We start from the raw sequence: 20844 nt of genomic DNA, 5'->3' as shown, positions 1-20844 counted from the left end.
TGAAGAAGAGGCTTTGACATACTGCTGCCAATGTTGCTATTGAGCAGTATGCCATGCTTGGAGAAGATAGATAGAGGCTAGAGTGGCTTGGCTATTTAGCAAGCGCTTAACGGTGGTTTCTCCGTCAGGGTAAGGCTTACGCGATGCCATAATGCTATTTTATGTCATGGGTAGCGCAACGGCTTTAGCATTATAATCAAAGTTGATTTCTTGATTTACATTGGCAATACAACAAGTGCCATGTTCGCGCGCAGTGCGATGATTGAGTGGACCGATATGTACTTCAACGTTAAGAAATACATGTTTGAGTGCATCGATACGGTATTTCTCGTAATAACTTTCAACTTCTAGCTTTAAATTATCAAATTCAAGCTCTTCACGGGCGCGCTCATCCATTATTCGATTTTTTTCATCGAGCATCATTTTGATTTGTTCAATCATAGCGGCATCACCTTGCCACTCTGACTTAGGTGGTAACTTATTCAGACGAGCGGTGATATCTAAGCTCGCAACAACCATTGCTTGAACGCTCTCATCGAGCAGCTTAAGATCTTGTTTCAGCGCAGCTTGTTCCATTGCGCAGTAAAGGTCGGTTTTAGTTCCTGCTGTTGCACCTATAACAACCGCAGTGATACCTTTTTCAGCATGGGCGATGCCACCAACCAGATCGCCACGACGACCGCTAGGATCGCTCACCGTTAAACTACCCGCCGTTTTGGTATTACTGTGTAGCAATTGTTTAGTGACTAAGATATTGCCTTTGGCAACTAAATGGGAATATTGCACAAATTGAGCGCAGATCTGCCCTTGAGCATAAAGATTGGTAGAGAATTCATTCACTTTTACTTGTCTGCCGATGACTCCTTTACTGACGATAATGTCCCCTTCGGCTTCTAAGGTTGCCGAATCAACAAATCCCATTACGGTAATATCACCTGAGCTTTTTACAACCATGCCTTCGTGCACATCGCCGGTAATTAGAATACTGCCCTTAAACGTAATGTGGCCAGTGCCAATATCGACATCTTTAAGTTCTAACACATCATCCACATTCATTCCTGTGCGGGTTTCAACGGGTTGGCCCGCCACCGTCGCAATCAGTATATTGTGATCTTTGGGATGAAAAGCCGTGCCTGTTCCTGCTTGGAGTACGATGTCTTTACCGGACTTTTGCTTGAGCACTTCGCCTTTAATATTGTAGCCAGGAGTGCCTTCGGTGACAGGGTGTTTGATCATCAGCACATCGTTTGCCTTGACCATAATCATTGAGCCGAGATTGCGCATATCGACACTGCCGTCTTCACGTTCTTGCGGCTGTAACAAACGCTCGCGAGCAAGAAATACTTTTCGCTCAAATCGAGCATTTTTACCATTGACGGCAGCTTTACCTTGGGCGATTTCACTTTGGCAAGTTTCACCGGCTTTAAGTGTGCCGAGTTGCTGTAGTAGCGCTTGAATTTTGAGCTTACTTAAGCCCATGCAAACATTATTTTTTTTCAGGTAAGTGAGGATTGCTGGTAGATCGATTTCTTTTCCGCCCCACGCTGCAGTTAGCGTAAGGCTAGCTTGCATTTTATCTGGCGAAATTTCGATAGCGATACCGCCATCACGTCGCTCGGCTAACACAGCGAATAGTTCAAACTTACCCTCGTCCTTATTACAAACGGAGTTAATTTTAGTGACGGTTTTAGTTATGGTGGGTTCGAGTGGGAATAAAGAGGCCAATTCGGGTAAAGATAACAAGCGCATTATGGCGTCGTGAGTTACAGGGCCATGGAGATTCGGAATTAAACGCAACTCGGCTTTGGTCTTATCGCTATTTAACTCAAGGAGTTCAGGATCCAACATAGAGAGCTTCCTACCCATTTGTTTTATTATTGTTTGAATTACTGCTTGAGTATACCAGTAGACTCTTTACGTAAAGAAGCCCTTTGGCTGGCAAAGTGAGTAAATGTTGCTATTTGGTTTGTTGTGGTCTAAGTGAAACATGTTGGATGAGGTTTTATAGGGAGTTGAAGCTGTTTTTTATATTGCATATTACTGTTTTTTATATGAAAAATATTTTATTTTAAGTTTTAAAAATCCACTTTCATCTTGTTGTTTTAATGTTGACATTTGTGCTGAAGAAGAGTGTTTTGCGGTGATCACTGGTTTTTATCAAAACATATTGGCATGTTGTAGATCACAATATTGAATTTTTTAATGTTATCAAAGTGTATCTTTGGCGGAGGGTTAATCTGAGTTGTAAATAAGTAGGCGAAGAGTAGCCACGCGCTTAGTGCTAAAGCCTAAGCGCGTTTGGGGCGTTCAAGTTACTTCTGTTGGAAAAAATACAGTTTGTACTTGTTGTTATCGGCAACCACTTTTAATTGGCCAAATTCAGCGGCGATGATATCTGAATAGGGTAAATGACGGTTGGCGACGATTTGCCAAATACCGTTATGCTGTAATTGTTTAGCGCTGTCACTGACAAAACTCTGCGCTATGCTGGTGGTACTGGCGAGGCCATCGTGAAACGGTGGATTAGAAATAATCCCGTTAAATTTACCCGTGGTTTGTGCTAGTCCATCGGAGGGATACACTTTGGCTGTCATGCCATTGGCGGCTAACGTGAGCTCGCAAGAGGCCAGTGCCATCGCATTAATATCGATACATTCTAGGGCTAAGCTTGGCTGCGCCTTGAGCAGTGCTGCAGTAATCACGCCTGCACCACAACCAAAATCGAGCACTCGGCCCGATAACGTCGGTAGGTGCGATAGTAATAATTCTGTACCTAAATCTAAGCGTTTCTCGCTAAACACCCCGACTAAATTACAAATGTTAACCTCACCTTGGGGTGTGGTGAGCTGATACTGGCTGACCCAATCACTGAGTTTCATTGCCGGTGCACTGCCTTCTAAATTACTGCCAAATAGCAGGCAGTGACGGGCGTTATCGAGTTTCATCCCAGTCGCAAAATATTCTGGTAATAGCTTAACCAAAGACTTAATACCACCCTTATTTTCACCTACAACGAGCAATTGCCCATTAGGTAGCAGATGATTGGCGGCGAGGTTAAACAGATAAGGCGCAAGGGGTTTCGCCTTGGGAAAATAAACAATAACAGTGTCGTATTTTTCGGGTATCAGCGGGTCTTGGTGCGGCAGTTCATGGCCGAAATAGCAGCGTAGTTTGGAGTTAGCGTGCGGCGCTAAGTGTAAGTGATGGTGATAATCCAAGGCGAGCGCATCGACCGATGCCGCGATATCAAGCAAGGCTTTTGGCAGTAGATCGGCTTCATGATTGAGCACTAATACCTTATGTTGGTTTAGGCTGTCTTGATTACGAATAATGACTTGCGATGGATTGGTTAACACTGTTGTAGGCACCGATAGACTTAAGTACGGGCATTATACCCGTTATTTACCCCCGAGCCAGTTGCTAAGCAGCGGGCAATAAAAAAAGGCAACAGCGACATGCGGTTGCCTTTGATTAACAATATCGATTTAAACTTAACTCTTAGGTTTTTTAGGCTTAGGTAGCAAGCTAAAAACTTTATTGGCGATATCGGTATTGTCTTGATGACCGTTAAATAGCTCTGATGCCGGGCCTGCGGCAAATACTTGTACGTCGGTGCCAGTATGGCCGTCAGTTGTCCAACCGGTATTGGTACGTTTATCAATCAGGTGACGAATCGCGATTGCTAACGTTTCTTGCCCTTGCATTCTGGCTGCATCTAACCCGGTTAGTTCTTCTGCGCTAAGCTCTACCCCTAAACCACGGGCAAGATCAGCTTGCCATTGCTCACCATTAATGGCGGCCAAGGCTAAAGTATCGGAGCTGGCGGACATATTGCGCAGAATTTCAGGGTTCCAGCTGTATTGGCCATGTGCGCCGATAGAAAGTCCACCGGTATTATGATCGGCTGTGATGACCATGAGGGTATCGGGGTTTTCGCGCACAAATTGTTCAACGACTTCAATGGTATTGGAAAACTCATCCATTTCACCCATTACCGCCGCGATATCGTTATTGTGACCCGCCCAGTCAATCAAGCTACCTTCTACTAACAGTACAAAACCTTGATCATTTTGCGACAGTAAACTGAGCGCTTTTTGGGTTAAGGTGCTGAGCTTTTTCGCTTCTTTCTCATCAATCACCCAGGGTAATTGCACCTGCGCAAATAACCCTAACACTTTAGGTTGGGTGATGCTGGCAAGATCCTCAAAGCGAGTAATGTGTTGGTAACCTTTTGCTTTGAACTGCTCTAATAGCTCAGGAGAAAAATACTTTTGGCCACCGCCTAAAAACACATCGGCATTGGTGTCTAAATAGCTCAGCGCTAAAGCGTCGTAGTTTTTACGACTTTCGTTGTGAGCTAAAAAAGCCGCCGGCGTGGCGTGGTTTATTTGTGATGTAACGGCCACTCCGGTACTCAGACCAAGACTTTTGGCTTTTTCGAGTATGGTCGGCAGCGGTTGCTTTTGGGTATCGACCGAAATCGCCCCATTGTAGGATTTTACCCCAGTAGCGAGCGCGGTTGCCGCGGCAGCCGAATCGGTAACATAACCACTGACGCTGGCGGGATAAGTGCTTGCCATACCTACTAATAAGCGGTCGAATACAGTTTGTTCGACTTCTTCAGTGTCAGGGTTATCTTTGTAGTAGCGATAGGCGCTAGTGTAAGACGGCCCCATACCATCACCAATCATGATGACAATATTTTTGGGGCGCGAAGGCGCTTTGGCTGGGCCTATTTCGTCGGCGCCGGCTTCTTTGGCAAAAGAGGGCGTCGAAAATAGTAAACTTACGCCGAGTAGCAAGAATGGTGCTTTGGTAAAACTCATATCACATCCCTATAGAGTCACTGGGCGCAGGCTAAGTAAAGCGCCTTACATAACAAACGATAACAACCTGTTTAGTTTAATTTTATTGCTGTGCTTATGCTTTAAGACGCGCTTCGATAGCATCCATCAACATGCCAGTAATATCAACATCAAATGCCGCTTGGATCTCACGGATACACGTTGGGCTTGTCACGTTAATTTCGGTGAGTTTGTCACCAATTACGTCCAGACCGACAAAAATCAATCCACGTTTTTTAAGCTCTGGGCCAATGGCGCGGGCAATCGCCCAATCGCTGTCGGATAAAGGCTGCGCCACACCGCTACCGCCGGCGGCTAAGTTGCCACGGGTTTCGCCTTTCATTGGGATACGGGCTAATGCGTATGGCACTGGCTCGCCATCGACCACCAAAATGCGTTTATCGCCTTGGGTGATTTCAGGAATAAAGGCTTGTGCCATTGCATATTGTTGGCCGTAGCTAGTCAAGGTTTCGATGATCACCCCAAGGTTAGGATCGTCCTGCTTGACGCGGAAAATTGAAGTGCCGCCCATACCATCTAACGGTTTTAGAATGATATCGCCCTTAGCTTGATGGAACGCGCGGATACGCTTGGCATCACGGGTCACGATCGTTTCTGGGGTGAATTCGCTAAACCATGCGGTGAATAACTTTTCGTTAGCATCACGTAGGCTTTGCGGTTTGTTGACGATTAACACGCCTTGTTCTTCGGCGCGCTCAAGCATGTAAGTGGCGTAGATAAACTCAGTATCAAATGGCGGGTCTTTACGCATTAAGATTACGTCAAGTTCGCTCATTGGCGTATCCACTGCTTCGCCTAGCTCATACCACTTACTGGCATCATTGATAACCGTTAACGGACGCATATTAGCCATCGCTACGCCGTTGACCATGGCAAGATCGGCCATTTCCATATAAAACAGCTGATAACCTCTGTCCTGCGCGGCCATTAACATGGCAAAACTGGAGTCTTTCTTAATGTTGATCTCACTGATGGGGTCCATCACTATGCCGAGTTTTATCATTAATCTGTTCCTTATTTGTCGCCGTTTGCAGGCAAAAAAGCATTTGTTGGATAATGGAGTCTGTCATGCCAACGCAGTTTGCAGCTGCGGTTTAGCCTAAATCACCAAATCTGAGTTGCAGTGCCGTAATGGCGGTGAGCGAGGCGGTTTCGGTGCGAAGCACTCTGGGGCCAAGCAACACATCGGTAAAGTGATGAGTCTCTGTCATGGCGATTTCCTCTGCCGACAAACCACCTTCAGGGCCAATTAATAGGCGTACACGCGTGTGAGTTAAGTCTAACCCATTGATACCGTGAGCGGCGCGTGGATGTAGATTAAGTTTTAGCGCCGAGGTTGGCTCACTGCACCAAGCGTGTAAATCCATCGCCGGGCGTACTTCTGGTACATGGCTACGGCCCGATTGCTCACAGGCACTGATAACAATTTTTTGCCATTGCTGAATTTTTTTCTCAAGGCGTTCGCCGTTAAGTTTTACGCCGCAGCGGTCTGAAAACAGCGGCGTAATCGTATTAACGCCAAGCTCTACTGATTTTTGAATGGTAAATTCCATTCGATCACCACGGGAAATCACTTGGCCTAAATGCAGGTTAAGCGGCGACTCGGTGAGATTTGCCTCAACAGAGATAATGTTAACCGTTACTGATTTTTTACCCGCATCGATAATTTCAGCAAGATAATCATTACCATCGCCATTAAACAGACTGATATGCTCGCCGTTACCCATACGTAATACTTTACCGATATGGGCCGCGCCATCTTCGTCTAAGTTCAACGATAGGTTGATGGCTAATGGCTGAGATTGATAAATTCTTGGGACTCTCATTGTTGACCTTACTCGGCTAATTGTTGACGCTGTGGCGGCGCATTACAGGCATTTTGCACAAAGGGATTATGGTTACCTTGAGTGAGTGCAATCGCGTTATCGCGTTTGCACTCAATAGTATCAACTGGATAGGTTTTATCCCATGCCTTAAATAATTTTAATTGACTGGACGCAATTTTAAGCCCGTAAGTATGCTGCATATATAAGTAGGTTCTGGCTATTTTGCCGCGAGCCTTGGCAGGTGGCTGCGCTTGACGATTCTTAAAGTCGACCACCATAGCGCATTGGCCATATTGATTAGCTTTACCATTCCATTGGCTAAAACGGAAATTACTGCGATCACCGTTCACTTCACCAATCGCGGGCACTAGATTGTGCATGTCAGCTTCCATCGTATTGAATTCTTTGCTGTTGCCAGCACAGTTTTTTCGACCACCTTTTTGCCAACATTGGAGTTGATGACCAAATTCCCATGCGGGCACAACATGCTCCCATTCAATACGATTAGCGCGTGTTTGTTGTTTGCGTACTTGATAACCGCAGCTGGCTAAATCGGGCTTCCAGGATTTGCCTTTGATTTGGATATCGCAGCCACAGTAAAAACTGACGGCAGGCAGTGCACCTTGGCGAGTGCCAACATAAAGCGCTTGTGACTTAGTTTTCGCTTGACCGAAACTACTTGGGTGCGATGGCGAAGCCTTGACTGGCGCAGATAAGAGTACGGCCCAAGCCAATAGGCACAGCAAAATGTGCCGTGAATGAGCACTTAAAAAAGTTTTGTTCAAAATTTATCCCAAAATAACCAACACTACGCGAGCCTTTGGCTCGTCTTTTATGGCGTGATGGTAAGGGAAATGCCATTGCTTATGCAAATTGAGTCGTACTTAGGTGTGAAGATTTTATGCCGTAGTCTGCTATGCCGCGATTAAATGGGCTTTGCAGCGTTTGCAAATATAGCGACTCTCACCACGTAGCACCTTGTTATGGCGACGAATGCTCAAGCGAATTGGCCCACAATCACAGCGGTATTCAACGTCTTTACTTGCAACCGAAGTGGTATTAAAACTGTGGGTGGTGCTCGGCTTGACCTTAAATACAGTGAGCATTAAAGATTGCCATTCTTTGCCGTGGGGCTTAGTTTTGCCAAAAAGTTGAAAACACAGTAAATGACAAATCTCATGCGGCACGACCTCAGTTAAAAATGCTTCACTATTTTCACGAAGTAATACGGCATTAAATCGTAAACGATTTTGTTGTAAATGTGCCGTGCCGGCACTTTTCCCTCTGAGACTAAATTGTGTGATGGGGCGTGGAAAAGCGTGTTTAAGCGCTATTTCAGCTTCTTGATAACAGATTTCGACCCGTTCAAGTATTTGGATTTGCAGTGATGAAAGTGGCCGTGATGAACCCGAAAAGCTATGCGAATGTACAGCGGTGTTATTAGTTTTGCTAGCTAGCAGAGGTTGATTAAGAGCAAAAGCTGCCAATGTTGATGGTGCCAGTGGTGCAAGAACTTTACTGCCGCCACGACGTAAGGCATTGAATAAATCAGCAGGTTTCAACATGAAATTAACCTTGGGTCTTATCGGTTAAAGGTAACAGTGTAACGCTACACTTTTACCTATTTATCTCGATTTTGAGTTATTTAAAACCCATTCAAATAAAGGGAGCGAACTTTAGCGTTTAAGTGCTTGTATAATAGCGAACGACTTAAAAGCATACCAGCACAGCCTTATTATAAACTCGCAGCGGCTTGCATCACCATAGTGCGTACTTGCTCGACAATGGCTTGTTCGGTATCGGCATCATAGCCTTTGACTCTTGGGGTATGAATGTGGCCGACTTTCGCATGGCTATTGAACTTTTGCTGCAACACAATGGCGCGATAAGAAATTTCATTAGAAAGATAACCGCCGCCAGAGCCTTCGACAGAGGTTTCGTTTTGCAGCTCATTCAATGATGTTGAACTAAACTCGCCGCGGGCAAGGGTGGTGACAGTGTGGTTATCGTTGACTTTCCATTGGCCATCTTCGACTTGCATCGCTGCAACGGGCAGAGAAAACTCAACAAACTCGGGGCCAACAAAATCTTGTCCATTGAGCTTAGGCGCAACTGGGGCGGTCTTAGTGCCGCCGGTGAGTACGTTTTGGTTATCAAAAGCGGCAGCGCTTCGATTACGGCCAGGGAAGCGTTCGATATCAAAATCGCTGCGGCCCATACTGACGGTAAACACCAATTTAGTGTTAGGGTCGCGGTAAATTGGACTCAGTAACGACTCTATAAGGCCTTGATCAAAATCCTCAAAACGTACTGGGATCATCGCGGTTTCGATTTGCGCTATTTTGCCATTCACCTCAAAGCGCCAACCATCTAAGGCAAGAGCGACTAAACCGGATGGATTACTCTGGGTGATATCTGTATCGAGGAAAAAAGGATCGAAACCAGTAAGGAATATTTTGATTTGAACATCATTCCCATATTGAATATCACTAAAGCCCCGTGAGGCTTTTTCTACTGCGCTCAGTAATATACTCTGTTGCCAATCGGCCATTTTGAAGTTGGCGTGGGAGGTATTAAGGTTATTTAGCATGGCAAGGCGAGCCCAATATAAGGGGCGGTCGTCAGCATGGCCAGACTGCACATCGCGCACCGCCTGTTGCCATAATCTGTGACCTTGACGTGCGGCCAATTGAGTGGCATCAACTTCATTTTTTTTTGAGCCTAATTTATGAGCCAAACCATCATCTAAAGCTTGATAGCGGCTAATGACGTCGCTAATATTTTTTTCAGCTGTCGGTAGGCGAGAAGTTTCGACATTACCTAAGAGTTGTACGGCATTGGCGGTATTGATTAAGCAGCTAACAAGAATGATCGTGAATACGGGTTTTAACATAATTGATTTTCCTGTTGTTATTTTGTGTCATACACGCGAAAAATGAGACGTCTTTTTTGTGGCTGCTGGACGTTTATATCAAAAAGTATGCACTACATGCACATGGGAAGAAAGTTAACCCCAGTGTTCTTTGTTGTTCAAAGCCATTTTTTTGCCACAATTGGTCAGCAGTTTGCTAGGGAAAACAGAAATATAAGGTGGTAGCCTTCAGTGTTTTTTGTTATCTGCGGTTTATCTACAAGGAAATATTATGCGTTGGTTAGTTATATCGGCTGTACTTCTCATATCACCAATCTTTGGTGCAACGGCTTTTGCATCAACAACGGCCAAAGCATGGCAAGAAACCCGCAGTTGGGATGCCATTTTCACCCAGTACGCAATTGAGTCGCAACAAGCTCGGTTGCCAGCCGCTAAGCTACAAGCAAATCAACCGCAAAAATCGCAGGGTGTGGTGCTGTTGTGGAATGAAAATAAGCAGCAAGGATTCACTAATAATCTTAAACGCGCCAATCAAGGTTTTTTACCAGCATCGACGTTTAAAATTCCTAATAGCTTGATTGCGCTTGATTTGGGTATCGTTAAAGATGAGCATCAGATTTTTAAATGGGATGGTAAGACCCGCGATATCGATTATTGGAATCGGGATCAAACGTTAATTACTGCGATGAAATATTCAGTGGTACCAGTATATCAAGAGTTTGCTCGCCAAATCGGTGAGGCGCGTATGTCGAAAATGATTGCCTCTTATGATTATGGTAATGAGGATATCTCAGGAAATTTAGATAGCTTCTGGCTTGATGGCGCTATAAGAATTTCGGCCACTGAGCAAATCGATTTTCTGCGCAGGCTTTATCACCATAAAATACACGCCTCAGAACGCAGTCAACGAATTGTTAAGCAGGCTATGCTCACTGAGGCAAATGGTGATTATATTATCCGTGCAAAAACGGGTTATGCAGTTGGGGCTAAGCCGAGTATCGGTTGGTGGGTGGGTTGGGTAGAACTTGATGATAATGTATGGTTTTTCGCGATGAATATGGATATTCAAGCGGCAGATAGCTTGTCACTACGCCAGATTATCACTAAGGAAATCTTCAAACTGGAGCATGTCATTCCTTAAGCAGTGTTTGATATATCACCCAAGGATAACGGAGTTAATTTAAGTTGCGTGCTTGGCCTAAAACTAATTTTGACGCTAAAAGCCTAGATAACCGTCTAGGCTTTTTATTGGGCTTTTAAATAAGACTTTTAGCAGCATAACGAGAAAAATTAGCCCATTAGAGATTGCAGGCTTTCTTGGCTGCTGAAACGTTTGACGAAAAAATCTAAGAATACACTAATGTTAGTGGCCAGTTGGCGCCTACTTGAATAAACCCCGTAAACCTTAAAAGGTTCAATTGGCCATTCCTGTAAAATCGGTACGAGTAAGCCATTGGCAAGTTCTGTTTTACAAGCTGAATTAGATAACATCGCAATACCAAAGTGATCTACCGCTAACTGCTTCACCATGATAGGGCTATTGACCCGCACCTTACGTTGAAAGCTAGCCATTGTTTTGCGTGGTCCTTTACCCAGCGGCCAAATGGGTGCCGAACGAGACGTACCCAATAAAATACCATTGTGTAGACTGAGTTCTTTTGGTGTAGCGGGCGTGCCTTTGAGTTTTAAATAACCTGGGCTTGCGACTAAAATCGGTTGGCGTTCAAATAGTAACCTAGCGACGAGATCAGAAGATTGCAGTGGGCCATACTTGATCGCAATGTCATATCCTTCTCCGACTAACCCAATATCATTGTCGGTAAACTGGACATCTAATTCCACATTAGGATATAAACGCATAAACCCGCTACAGAGGTTCGCAATCAGTTCTTGGCTAAATGACACCGGGATCGCAATCCGTAATGATCCAGACACATCATCGTGAGTGTTCTCGATAACAGCCTTGGCCGCTTCTACCTCATTGCGAATAGAATCACAGTGTTGATAAAACAGTGCCCCGACTTGGGTTAAACTCAAATTACGGGTGTCGCGTTGTAATAATCGCACCCCAAGTTGTTCTTCAAGTTGGGCGATTTTGCGACTAATGGTAGATTTTGGATGGCCGGTTTCGCGGGCAGCTTGGGAAAATCCTTTGGCTCTTACCACGGCTGCAAATAGCATCATACCGTTTAAATCTGGCATGTTTTACCCACTGTCTCATATTTGGAACAAAGCGTCTTATGCAGTTTAATGGCATTTGACAGGATAACAAAGTTATATTTATTGGCTAAAAAATTTCAGAGGCTAAGCAGAGGATCTTTTGATGACCAGCAATAATCAGCCCAAACACATGACTCAAGCCCAAACGCCCGATCCGCTTTTTTTACAGGCCGAGCACTTGGCAAAGGATTTTTCTCTGTTTCCTAAGCACAGCAAACAGAGTTTATCGGAAGAAATTAACGGTCTTTTAAATGAGGATGCCATTCAGGCAAACTTGAAAGACTTGGCATTATTAGATGTCGATGGCTACGTGGCTAAAGTGATCCAGCCGACCCAAGATAAAGGTCGCCCTGGTGCAAAACGTATCATTGCCGATCTTAAAGGTCGTTTGATAACGGAAACGCACTTAGGCGCTTTTTACAGTGCTGAGGTCGAGCTTAACTTTGGTGTGCAAACTCGTCGTATTGGTTTTATCGCCCAAGAGCGCACTACTGCTAACGGTGCTTGGATGCCTGAGCATCACTACGCCGCCTGTAAAGCAATTCGCCACTTTGCCGAATTGTCTATGCCAATTATCTATTTAATTGACACTCCTGGCGCGGATGCTGGCGAAATCGCTAACAGCCAAAACCAAGCACATTCAATATCTAAAGCCATTGCAGAAAGTGCCAACGTTGACGTACCGACAGTCGGTATTGTTATCGGTGCCGGTTATTCTGGTGGCGCAATTCCATTAGCGGCAGCAAACATTTTATTATCGCTGCGTGATGGTATTTTCAACACGATCCAGCCGCAAGGTCTGCAAAGTATTGCCCGTAAGTACAACTTATCTTGGCAAGAATGTGCAAAATCTGTGGGTGTATCACCAGAAGAGCTTTATACCTCAGGTTGTATTGACGGTATTATTGACTTTTCACCGGGCGATCGTGACGAACGTCAGCATAATTTACGTCGCGCGATTATTAGCAGCGTAGAAGCTGTTGAGCGTGCCGCAATAAATTTTGTGCGTGATTCTAAAGATTTACGTGAACATTATGACCGCAGCTTAATGCGTTTCCTCGCACCCTCTAAAAACTTGATGGCGCTTGAGCAAAATGCAGAATTAGCCGTGGCCAGCAGCCCGACTAGTCACCATAACCTGTTTGGTAGCGCCTACCGTTATTTGCGTTATTTGACACTTCGTAGCCGTATTCATTCGATTTCGCAAGAGCAATATGGTCGTCTGTCGCGTGCTAGCGTGCCTGAAGGTGACTTGTTGGCGCGTATTCAGCAAGAACAAGATCGGGTATTCCAAGCTTGGTTATCTAACCCAGATAAACTGGTTTATGACGAAGAGTTAAATAAACTGTGGACTACCTTTGTCGCTAAGCGTGATGAAGTGTCAACTGAGCGTAACATGCTGACACGTTTGATTTTGGGTGAACCAAAAGAGAACTATAAAAAAGCACGTAAGGCGCTGTTATTTAACATCAGCTGGTCTTTGTATCACCGCTGGAAGAGCAATGCGGCTAACAACTTCAAGGGACTGATTCAGCACTTAGAAAGTTTGCCAAAGTCGGTGACTCAAGCTAAATGGCCTGAGCTAAATCAACTGACCGTACTCGATGTGGTTGTTAATGAAGAGCTGCGTGAAGACTTTATTTGGCAATGCCACAACATTCTGATCTTCAATGCCTTGTACGACAACGTTGTCGGCAGCTTAGCGTCAATTGCGAAAGAAGCCATGATGTCGAAGAGTTTGTCACGTAATTCAGTGAACAACCTACTGCACAAGTCAATTGACCATGCAATGTCGACACAAGATACCTCGAACGACAAAGCTAAGTTCTATAAGTGGCTTAAATACTTCATGGGTCAATCGAACCGTGCCGATTTGTTGGTGCGTGTAGAGCAGTGGAAGAGTGTGGGTTTCCCGCAGCTTAACGACAGTTTGTTCGTGGTGCTGACTTACTTCTTTGAGCGTTTACTGCCTGAGTACTTTGATAGCGAAAGCGATAACAGTAAATACACTGGCGCAATTAACCCGGTGCGTATTGGTCGTCGTAAAGACTTCTGGAACCGCTTAACCATGGGTTATCAAGATTTGTTAATCCAAAAAGTGCTGCGCGACGAAAAACGTAAAGGCAACATGACGTGGGAAAATGTGGTTAAGCAGTTCTTTACCCATTTTGAAGAGATCAATGGCGACAAAATGTCGGCCAACTTGCTCAACTTCCCAGGTTTCCGTTTATCGATTGAAGACGCGTTAGATAAAGGCATTCGTCCGTGTGGTTTGATTACCGGTATTGCTGACTTTAAAGAGAAAGGCCAAAAGGTCCGCGTGGGCGTGGCTGTGTCTAACACGGCATTCCAAGCGGGCGCATTTGATATGGCCAGTGCCGAGAAATTCTCAGCGCTGCTTATTGAGTGTGCGAAACGTAAATTACCTGTGGTGTGCTTTATCAGCTCTGGTGGCATGCAGACTAAAGAAGGCGCTGCGGCACTGTTCTCAATGGCTGTAGTGAACGACCGTATTACGCGCTTTATTCGTGATAACGAATTGCCTGTATTGATGTTTGGTTTTGGTGACTGTACCGGTGGTGCACAGGCAAGCTTTGTGACTCACCCATTAGTACAAACCTATTACCTGTCAGGTACTAATATGCCGTTCGCCGGTCAAATGGTGGTACCCGCTTACCTGCCATCGACTGCCACGCTGTCTAACTATCTGTCAAAAGTACCTGGCGCAATGGCGAGCTTAGTGCATAACCCATTTAGCGACACTTTAGATAGCCAGTTAGCAAGTATCGACCCTCTGATGCCAATGCCAACGGCTAAAATTAACGACGTGATTATCAATGCGCTATCGACCTTAGTGGTTGAAGCGGCCGTTGAAGAAGATGTGATCGTACAAAACGATCCGCGTAAGTTAATGAAACCCATTAACAAAGTGTTGATTCACGCTCGTGGTTGTACTGCGGTAAAACTTATTCGTAAGGCTCACGACAATAATATCAATGTGGTATTGGTGGCGTCAGATCCTGATATGACGTCAGTACCTGCAGATATGCTAAAAGACACTGATAAGTTAGTTTGTCTAGGGGGGAACACCTCGGATGAAAGTTACTTAAACGCGTATTCAGTGTTAAGAGTGGCAGATTACGAACAAGTTGATGCCTTGCATCCGGGTATTGGTTTCTTATCTGAAAGCCCTCAGTTTGCAGCATTGTGTGTCAATAATGGCGTTAACTTTGTCGGCCCAAGCGTGCATTCAATGACGACTATGGGTAACAAGTCGAATGCGATTAAGACATCACAAGCGCAAAATGTGCCTGTGGTACCAGGTTCGCACGGCATTTTGACCAATGCTGAGCAAGCGGTGAATGTGGCAACTGAAATCGGCTATCCAGTATTGCTTAAAGCGGTACAAGGTGGTGGTGGTAAAGGTATTCAGGTTGTTAAACGCCCTGAAGATATGATTGGTTTATTCCAAAAAACCGCGACAGAAGCTGCCGCTGCTTTCGGTAATGGTGACTTGTATTTAGAAAAATACGTAACATCATTGCGTCATATCGAAGTGCAATTACTGCGTGATAAATTTGGTAATACCAAGGTACTGGGTATTCGTGACTGTTCAGTACAGCGCAATAACCAAAAAGTGGTTGAAGAGTCTGGCTCAACCATGTTGCCTGATGAGCTTAAAAAGCGAGTGTTGGATTATACCCGCGCTTTAGGTGATGCGACCGATTACATGGGTGCAGGTACTGTTGAGTTCATCTATAACTTAGATGCCAATGAAGTTTACTTCATGGAAATGAACACGCGTTTACAGGTTGAGCATCCGGTTACTGAAGCGACTTCGGGTATTGATATCGTTAGCGCCCAGTTTGATATTGCTGCAGGTCGTTCGATTGAAGCGTTACAGCCCCAAGAGATTGGTTATGCGATGGAAGTCCGTGTGACGGCTGAGAAAGCCGCGCTCGATAGCCATGGCATACTGCAGCTTATTCCAAACCCAGGTAAGATCACTGAGTGTGTGTTCCCAGAACACCCAGATGTCGAAATAATTTCGATTGCCGCGCCAGGTAAAGAAGTATCGCCATACTACGATAGCTTGATTGCGCAAATTATCATGCGCGGTGAAAACCGTGAGGATGTGATTGCCAAACTTTACGAATACTTAGACAGTGTAGTGCTGAAAGGCATCGCGACTAACATTCCGTTACTCAAGCTTATCCTAAAAGACGGTACCTTTAACGAAGGTGTTTACGACACTAACTATCTGCCACGCTTAATGGCCGAGCTGGACATTCCGGCATTGATTGCTGAAATGGAAGCTGCGGCTGAAACAGTTGCAGTTGATACTGAGTCACTACGCGTAGGTGAAAGTAATGAGCTGAAAGTATTAGCTCAAGGTGCAGGTATCTTCTATACCTCATCGGCACCGGGTGAAGCTGACTTCGTAAAAGAAGGTGACATAGTTACGGTTGATCAAACGCTTGCACTGACAGAAGCAATGAAGATGTTCTCGCAAGTGACGTTAGCTGGCTTTAACCGTCAGAGTGCAATTTTGTACCCTGAAGATAAGAAGTATCGCATCGAGCGCATTTTGAACAGCAATGGTCAACAAGTGTCGCAAGGTGACTTACTATTCGTAGTATCACCCGTCGAAGAGTAAACCTTAGCGGTTAACGATACCGATGAGTTTGATAATACCCGCCATTGGCGGGTATTTTTTTAGCATAAATCTGATAAACGTGACCGCTTAAGTTTAATACCATGCATAAGGCTATAAACACAGAATTTGAATGCAAGTTTAAAGGTATGCAGGCCGATCATTAACAAACAAGCATTAGTTTGGCGCGAATTATGGGAAGCGATTTTGAGGTGTTAAACGCGGTTATCTAAGCCACTTGCTTGTCGTTTTATTGTTAGTCGATAGTGCTTATGATGATATTTTTTAACGTATTGCCGTTGGAAGTCGTTAAAAAATGTCCTTATTAACGCATGTCAGGCTTTTTTAATGGCTTTTATTTTAAGGTTAAAAAATAAGCTGAAGTGTTTTACTTATTTGTTTTAACTTATGTTTACGGTCATTTAGTTAAATTAATACGTGACTTTGTCGTGAAAAAGTACGCTAGCCATTTGCGCCGAGCAGGGTTCCAATTTACAATATGCGCCTAAATAATCTGATGTGCGGTGTGTCGGTGTTTGTCGCATACTCCGTCTACTCCTTAAACTACTCATTTAAAGTTGAATCATGACCGAATTATCCAAATACAGAAACATTGGTATCTTCGCTCACGTTGACGCGGGTAAAACCACGACCACCGAGCGTATCCTTAAGCTAACAGGCCGAATTCATAAAGCCGGTGAGACTCACGATGGTGAATCTACAACTGACTTCATGGTACAGGAAGCTGAGCGCGGTATTACCATTCAGTCTGCTGCTGTAAGCTGCTTCTGGAAAGACCACCGTTTCAACGTTATCGACACACCAGGACACGTTGACTTCACCGTTGAAGTTTACCGTTCTCTGAAAGTGCTTGATGGCGGTATCGGTGTATTCTGCGGTAGCGGCGGCGTTGAGCCTCAGTCAGAAACTAACTGGCGCTATGCGAACGACTCAGAAGTTGCTCGTATCATTTTCGTAAACAAGTTAGACCGTATCGGTGCTGACTTCTTACGTGTTGTTAAGCAAACTAAAGACGTATTAGCTGCAAATCCATTGGTTATGGTTCTGCCAATCGGTGCTGAAGATCAATTTGTAGGTGTTGTTGATCTATTAACTCGTCAAGCTTACGTATGGGATGACTCAGGTCTTCCAGAAAACTTCAGCATTCAAGATGTCCCTGCTGACATGGTTGATATGGTTGAAGAATACCGTGAAATGTTAATCGAAACTGCTGTTGAGCAAGACGATGCAATCATGGAAGCTTACATGGAAGGCGAAGAGCCATCTATTGAAGACATTAAGCGTTGTATCCGTATTGGTACACGTACTATGGCTTTGTTCCCAACATACTGTGGTTCTGCCTTTAAAAACAAAGGTATGCAACTTATTCTTGATGCAGTTGTTGATTACTTGCCATCACCAGAAGAAGTTGATCCACAGCCGCTGACTGACGAAGAAGGTAATGAAACTGGCGAGTTTGCTATTGTTTCTGCTGACTTACCGTTGAAAGCGTTAGCGTTCAAAATCATGGATGACCGTTTCGGCGCCCTGACTTTCGTACGTATTTACTCAGGCCGCTTGAAGAAGGGTGACACCATCCTGAACAGCGCAACGGGTAAAACTGAACGTATCGGCCGTATGTGCGAAATGCACGCTGATGACCGTATCGAAATTGAATCTGCTCAAGCTGGCGACATTATCGCTATCGTGGGTATGAAGAACGTTCAAACAGGTCACACTTTATGTGACGTGAAACACCCATGTACTCTTGAGGCTATGGTGTTCCCTGAGCCAGTAATCTCTATCGCTGTTGCGCCAAAAGATAAAGGCGGCAGTGAGAAAATGGGTGTGGCTATCGGTAAGATGATCGCTGAAGATCCATCATTCCGCGTAGAAACTGACGAAGATTCAGGTGAAACCATCCTTAAAGGTATGGGCGAACTTCACTTAGATATCAAAGTAGACATTTTACGTCGTACTTATGGTGTTGAGTTGATCGTAGGTGAGCCACAAGTTGCTTACCGTGAAACCATTACTCAAATGGTTGAAGATCAATACACTCACAAGAAACAATCTGGTGGTTCTGGTCAGTTCGGTAAAATCGAATATATCATCCGTCCAGGCGAGCAAAACACTGGTTTCGTGTTCAAATCTACAGTTGTTGGTGGTAGCGTTCCGAAGGAATTCTGGCCAGCAGTTGAGAAAGGTTTTGCGAGCATGATGAACACAGGTACTATCGCTGGCTTCCCAGTGTTAGACGTTGAGTTCGAATTAACTGACGGTGCTTTCCACGCAGTTGACTCATCAGCTATCGCGTTCGAAATCGCTGCTAAAGGCGCTTTCCGTCAGTCAATTCCTAAAGCTAAACCACAACTTCTTGAGCCAATCATGAAAGTTGACGTGTTCAGCCCAGATGACAACGTAGGTGACGTAATCGGTGACTTAAACCGTCGTCGTGGCATGATCAAAGACCAAGTTGCTGGTGTAACGGGTGTTCGTGTTAAAGCTGACGTACCGTTATCAGAAATGTTCGGTTATATCGGTACACTACGTACAATGACTTCTGGTCGTGGTCAGTTCTCTATGGAGTTCTCACACTACAGCCAATGTCCAGCTAGCGTAGCTGAGAAAGTTGTAACTCAGGTTAAAGAACGTAAGGCTGCTGAAGCTAAGAAGTAATTCTTACCTTCTATTCGCTAATTTAGTTAGTGAATAAAAACCGCTGTTGGCCCTAAGGCTAACAGCGGTTTTTTTATGGACGACATTTAGATAAACCACGTGCGACTAATGACCAAGTTCAACCTTGACCCTGTTTATCTAACGTTTGTTGTGGTGAGACTTCTCAGTACTCAATTTTTTGTTTACTCAATTCGAGTAAAGCGCTAGCCGCAGGGGTTAAGGGTAAATTTTGCCGCCAAATAAGCGCGAGATCCCATGTCATAGCGGGTTGCATTGGTTTAAATATTAATTTACTAGCGTTTAATCGATTACAAATTGGCTCAGGTAAAATCGCTACGCCCATGTCTGCTTCAACCATAGCAGCAAGAAAATCCCATTGGCCACTGCGAAAGGCGATATTAAGCTGTACACCTGCTTTACGGCTGAGGCGATTAATCAGTTTCGCGAGTGAGAAATCTTCGTTATAGAGAATGAAAGGATAGGGTTCAAAGTCCTGCCAATTTAAGTGGTCTTTCTCGGCTAAGGGATGTCCCTCTGGCAGACAAGCAAGTAAAGGATACTTAGTCAGTGGTTGATTGACGAGCTGCACCTCATGGGTTGTTGGCAGCGCAGTAAAGGCGATATCAAGGCTGTTATTGAGTAGGGCTTGTTCGCAGCCAAATCCACCGTACTCATACATTTGCAGCTCAACCCCAGGATAACGCTTACGATAGCTGGTGAGTAAACCAATGATAAGGCTACTCATCATAGGGCATACACCTAAGCGTAATCGCCCAGACTTTAGGCCGCTCAGATTACTCATGTCCTCTTGTAGTCGATGCCATTGGCCTAGAATTTCCCGCGCACTGTGTTCAAATAGCTGCCCCGCTTGAGTTAATACTACCTTCTGGTTATTACGGATCAGCAAGGTTTCGCCTAGGCTTTCCTCCAGCCTTTGGATCATTTTGCTCAGTGTGGGCTGGGTAATAAAACATTTTTGCGCGGCGCGGGTAAAGTTTTCTGTTTCCACTAAGGTTAAAAAAAACTGTAAGGTCTTGATTGGAATATTCATGCTTAAATGGAATCCATATTATGGAATTTATTCATTTTACTAATCATGGCTCGAGTATTACTTTGACCTTGTTAACAAAACAGGGGAATACCGATGAAATCCACTTCAAGTTTATGGGTAAGTGCTTTGTGGCAGGCTGCTATGCCTGTGGCAAAAGAGGTAGAAGCAGCAAAAGTGTCGCAGGTTATTAAAGCGGCGCCGGTGGGTGTTTTGCATAAAACAAAACCGCAAGTCAACCCAGCCTAGGCTGGGTTTTTATTTTCTGTTTTCTATTTAAAGTATTTTTGTTCCTTATTGTTTTTACCTCGTCTGCTAAAACTCGACTTAACCTCCTTTATCAGAAAGTATCGCTTAGCAATAAAATGGCTGATTTTTTCGTCTGCAATAAAATATAACTATATTTATCTTTGATTTACTCGAACACGTGACTCACGTACTGATAAAACCGTGGGGCACTGTCAATTATCGTTGCGTGTTTCTTCATCTATCATTAAACAAATCACCCGTTATGGGCATTACTCTTAGCGGCTAAGGGAGTATAGGTTTACACTAGCGTACTTTTGTAAATTTGATCACAGTTTACGGGTGTTTTGTGAGCTCGATCGTCAGCATTTATTCGTGCAAACATAATCAAGTGATATTTATAAACGGAATGTGAGGTTTTTGCCTCGTCTTTT

At 44.6% G+C, this 20844-nt stretch carries 14 protein-coding genes; 4 read left to right on the top strand and 10 right to left on the bottom strand.

Annotated elements, in window-relative coordinates; translation table 11 throughout:
- Nucleotides 1–159 precede the first annotated feature (159 nt).
- The 8 genes from C9I43_RS12550 to C9I43_RS12515 form a co-directional block, all read right to left on the bottom strand.
- A complete protein-coding gene (locus tag C9I43_RS12550; RefSeq protein WP_107883667.1) occupies nt 160–1848 on the bottom strand; it encodes a flagellar assembly protein A in 1689 nt (562 codons plus the stop codon).
- 464 nt (nt 1849–2312) lie between these two features.
- Complete coding sequence (locus C9I43_RS12545) at nt 2313–3356, bottom strand: methyltransferase (RefSeq protein WP_107883666.1); 1044 nt, start codon at nt 3354–3356, stop codon at nt 2313–2315.
- Nucleotides 3357–3491: 135 nt separating this feature from the next.
- Nucleotides 3492–4826: an alkaline phosphatase gene (locus C9I43_RS12540; protein WP_107883665.1), complete on the bottom strand. Its 1335-nt coding sequence runs from the start codon at nt 4824–4826 to the stop codon at nt 3492–3494.
- A gap of 94 nt (nt 4827–4920) precedes the next feature.
- Nucleotides 4921–5868: a glutathione synthase gene (gene gshB, locus C9I43_RS12535; protein WP_107883664.1), complete on the bottom strand. Its 948-nt coding sequence runs from the start codon at nt 5866–5868 to the stop codon at nt 4921–4923.
- A gap of 91 nt (nt 5869–5959) precedes the next feature.
- The gene (gene rsmE, locus C9I43_RS12530; protein ID WP_107883663.1) at nt 5960–6691 is read right to left on the bottom strand and encodes a 16S rRNA (uracil(1498)-N(3))-methyltransferase; all 732 of its coding nucleotides are present in this window, start codon (nt 6689–6691) and stop codon (nt 5960–5962) included.
- 8 nt (nt 6692–6699) lie between these two features.
- Nucleotides 6700–7476, bottom strand: a complete 777-nt coding sequence (gene endA / locus C9I43_RS12525) for an endonuclease EndA (RefSeq protein WP_181317885.1) — start codon at nt 7474–7476, stop codon at nt 6700–6702.
- 129 nt (nt 7477–7605) lie between these two features.
- Nucleotides 7606–8256 (bottom strand): SprT family zinc-dependent metalloprotease, encoded by a 651-nt coding sequence (locus tag C9I43_RS12520; protein WP_107883661.1) that lies wholly within the window; start codon nt 8254–8256, stop codon nt 7606–7608.
- Nucleotides 8257–8426: 170 nt separating this feature from the next.
- Nucleotides 8427–9584, bottom strand: a complete 1158-nt coding sequence (locus C9I43_RS12515; RefSeq protein ID WP_107883660.1) for a PA0049 C-terminal domain-containing protein — start codon at nt 9582–9584, stop codon at nt 8427–8429.
- A gap of 250 nt (nt 9585–9834) precedes the next feature.
- Here C9I43_RS12515 and blaOXA point away from each other — a divergent pair, with 250 nt between their 5' ends.
- Nucleotides 9835–10704, top strand: coding sequence for a class D beta-lactamase (gene blaOXA / locus C9I43_RS12510; protein WP_107883659.1), 870 nt, complete (start codon nt 9835–9837; stop codon nt 10702–10704).
- A 149-nt stretch (nt 10705–10853) separates the two neighbouring features.
- Here blaOXA and C9I43_RS12505 read toward each other — a convergent pair whose 3' ends face one another.
- The gene (locus tag C9I43_RS12505; protein ID WP_076497729.1) at nt 10854–11765 is read right to left on the bottom strand and encodes a LysR family transcriptional regulator; all 912 of its coding nucleotides are present in this window, start codon (nt 11763–11765) and stop codon (nt 10854–10856) included.
- Nucleotides 11766–11886: 121 nt separating this feature from the next.
- On the opposite strand from C9I43_RS12505, the gene C9I43_RS12500 reads away from it, so the two are divergent.
- The gene (locus C9I43_RS12500) at nt 11887–16440 is read left to right on the top strand and encodes an ATP-binding protein (RefSeq protein ID WP_076497727.1); all 4554 of its coding nucleotides are present in this window, start codon (nt 11887–11889) and stop codon (nt 16438–16440) included.
- A gap of 582 nt (nt 16441–17022) precedes the next feature.
- Nucleotides 17023–19116: an elongation factor G gene (gene fusA / locus C9I43_RS12495; protein WP_076497725.1), complete on the top strand. Its 2094-nt coding sequence runs from the start codon at nt 17023–17025 to the stop codon at nt 19114–19116.
- A 163-nt stretch (nt 19117–19279) separates the two neighbouring features.
- On the opposite strand, the gene C9I43_RS12490 is transcribed toward fusA, so the two are convergent.
- Entirely contained in the window at nt 19280–20167 is an 888-nt protein-coding gene (locus C9I43_RS12490) for a LysR family transcriptional regulator (protein ID WP_107883658.1), read from the bottom strand.
- Nucleotides 20168–20260: 93 nt separating this feature from the next.
- Here C9I43_RS12490 and C9I43_RS18915 point away from each other — a divergent pair, with 93 nt between their 5' ends.
- Nucleotides 20261–20413, top strand: a complete 153-nt coding sequence (locus C9I43_RS18915; protein ID WP_181317884.1) for a hypothetical protein — start codon at nt 20261–20263, stop codon at nt 20411–20413.
- Nucleotides 20414–20844: the final 431 nt, after the last annotated feature.

Origin of the sequence: Shewanella morhuae, from assembly GCF_003028295.1 — a bacterium.
GTDB classification, from domain to species: Bacteria; Pseudomonadota; Gammaproteobacteria; order Enterobacterales; family Shewanellaceae; genus Shewanella; species Shewanella morhuae.
The sequence above is the reverse complement of the archived record's forward strand: the minus strand, read 5'-3'. Positions and strand labels throughout refer to the sequence as shown.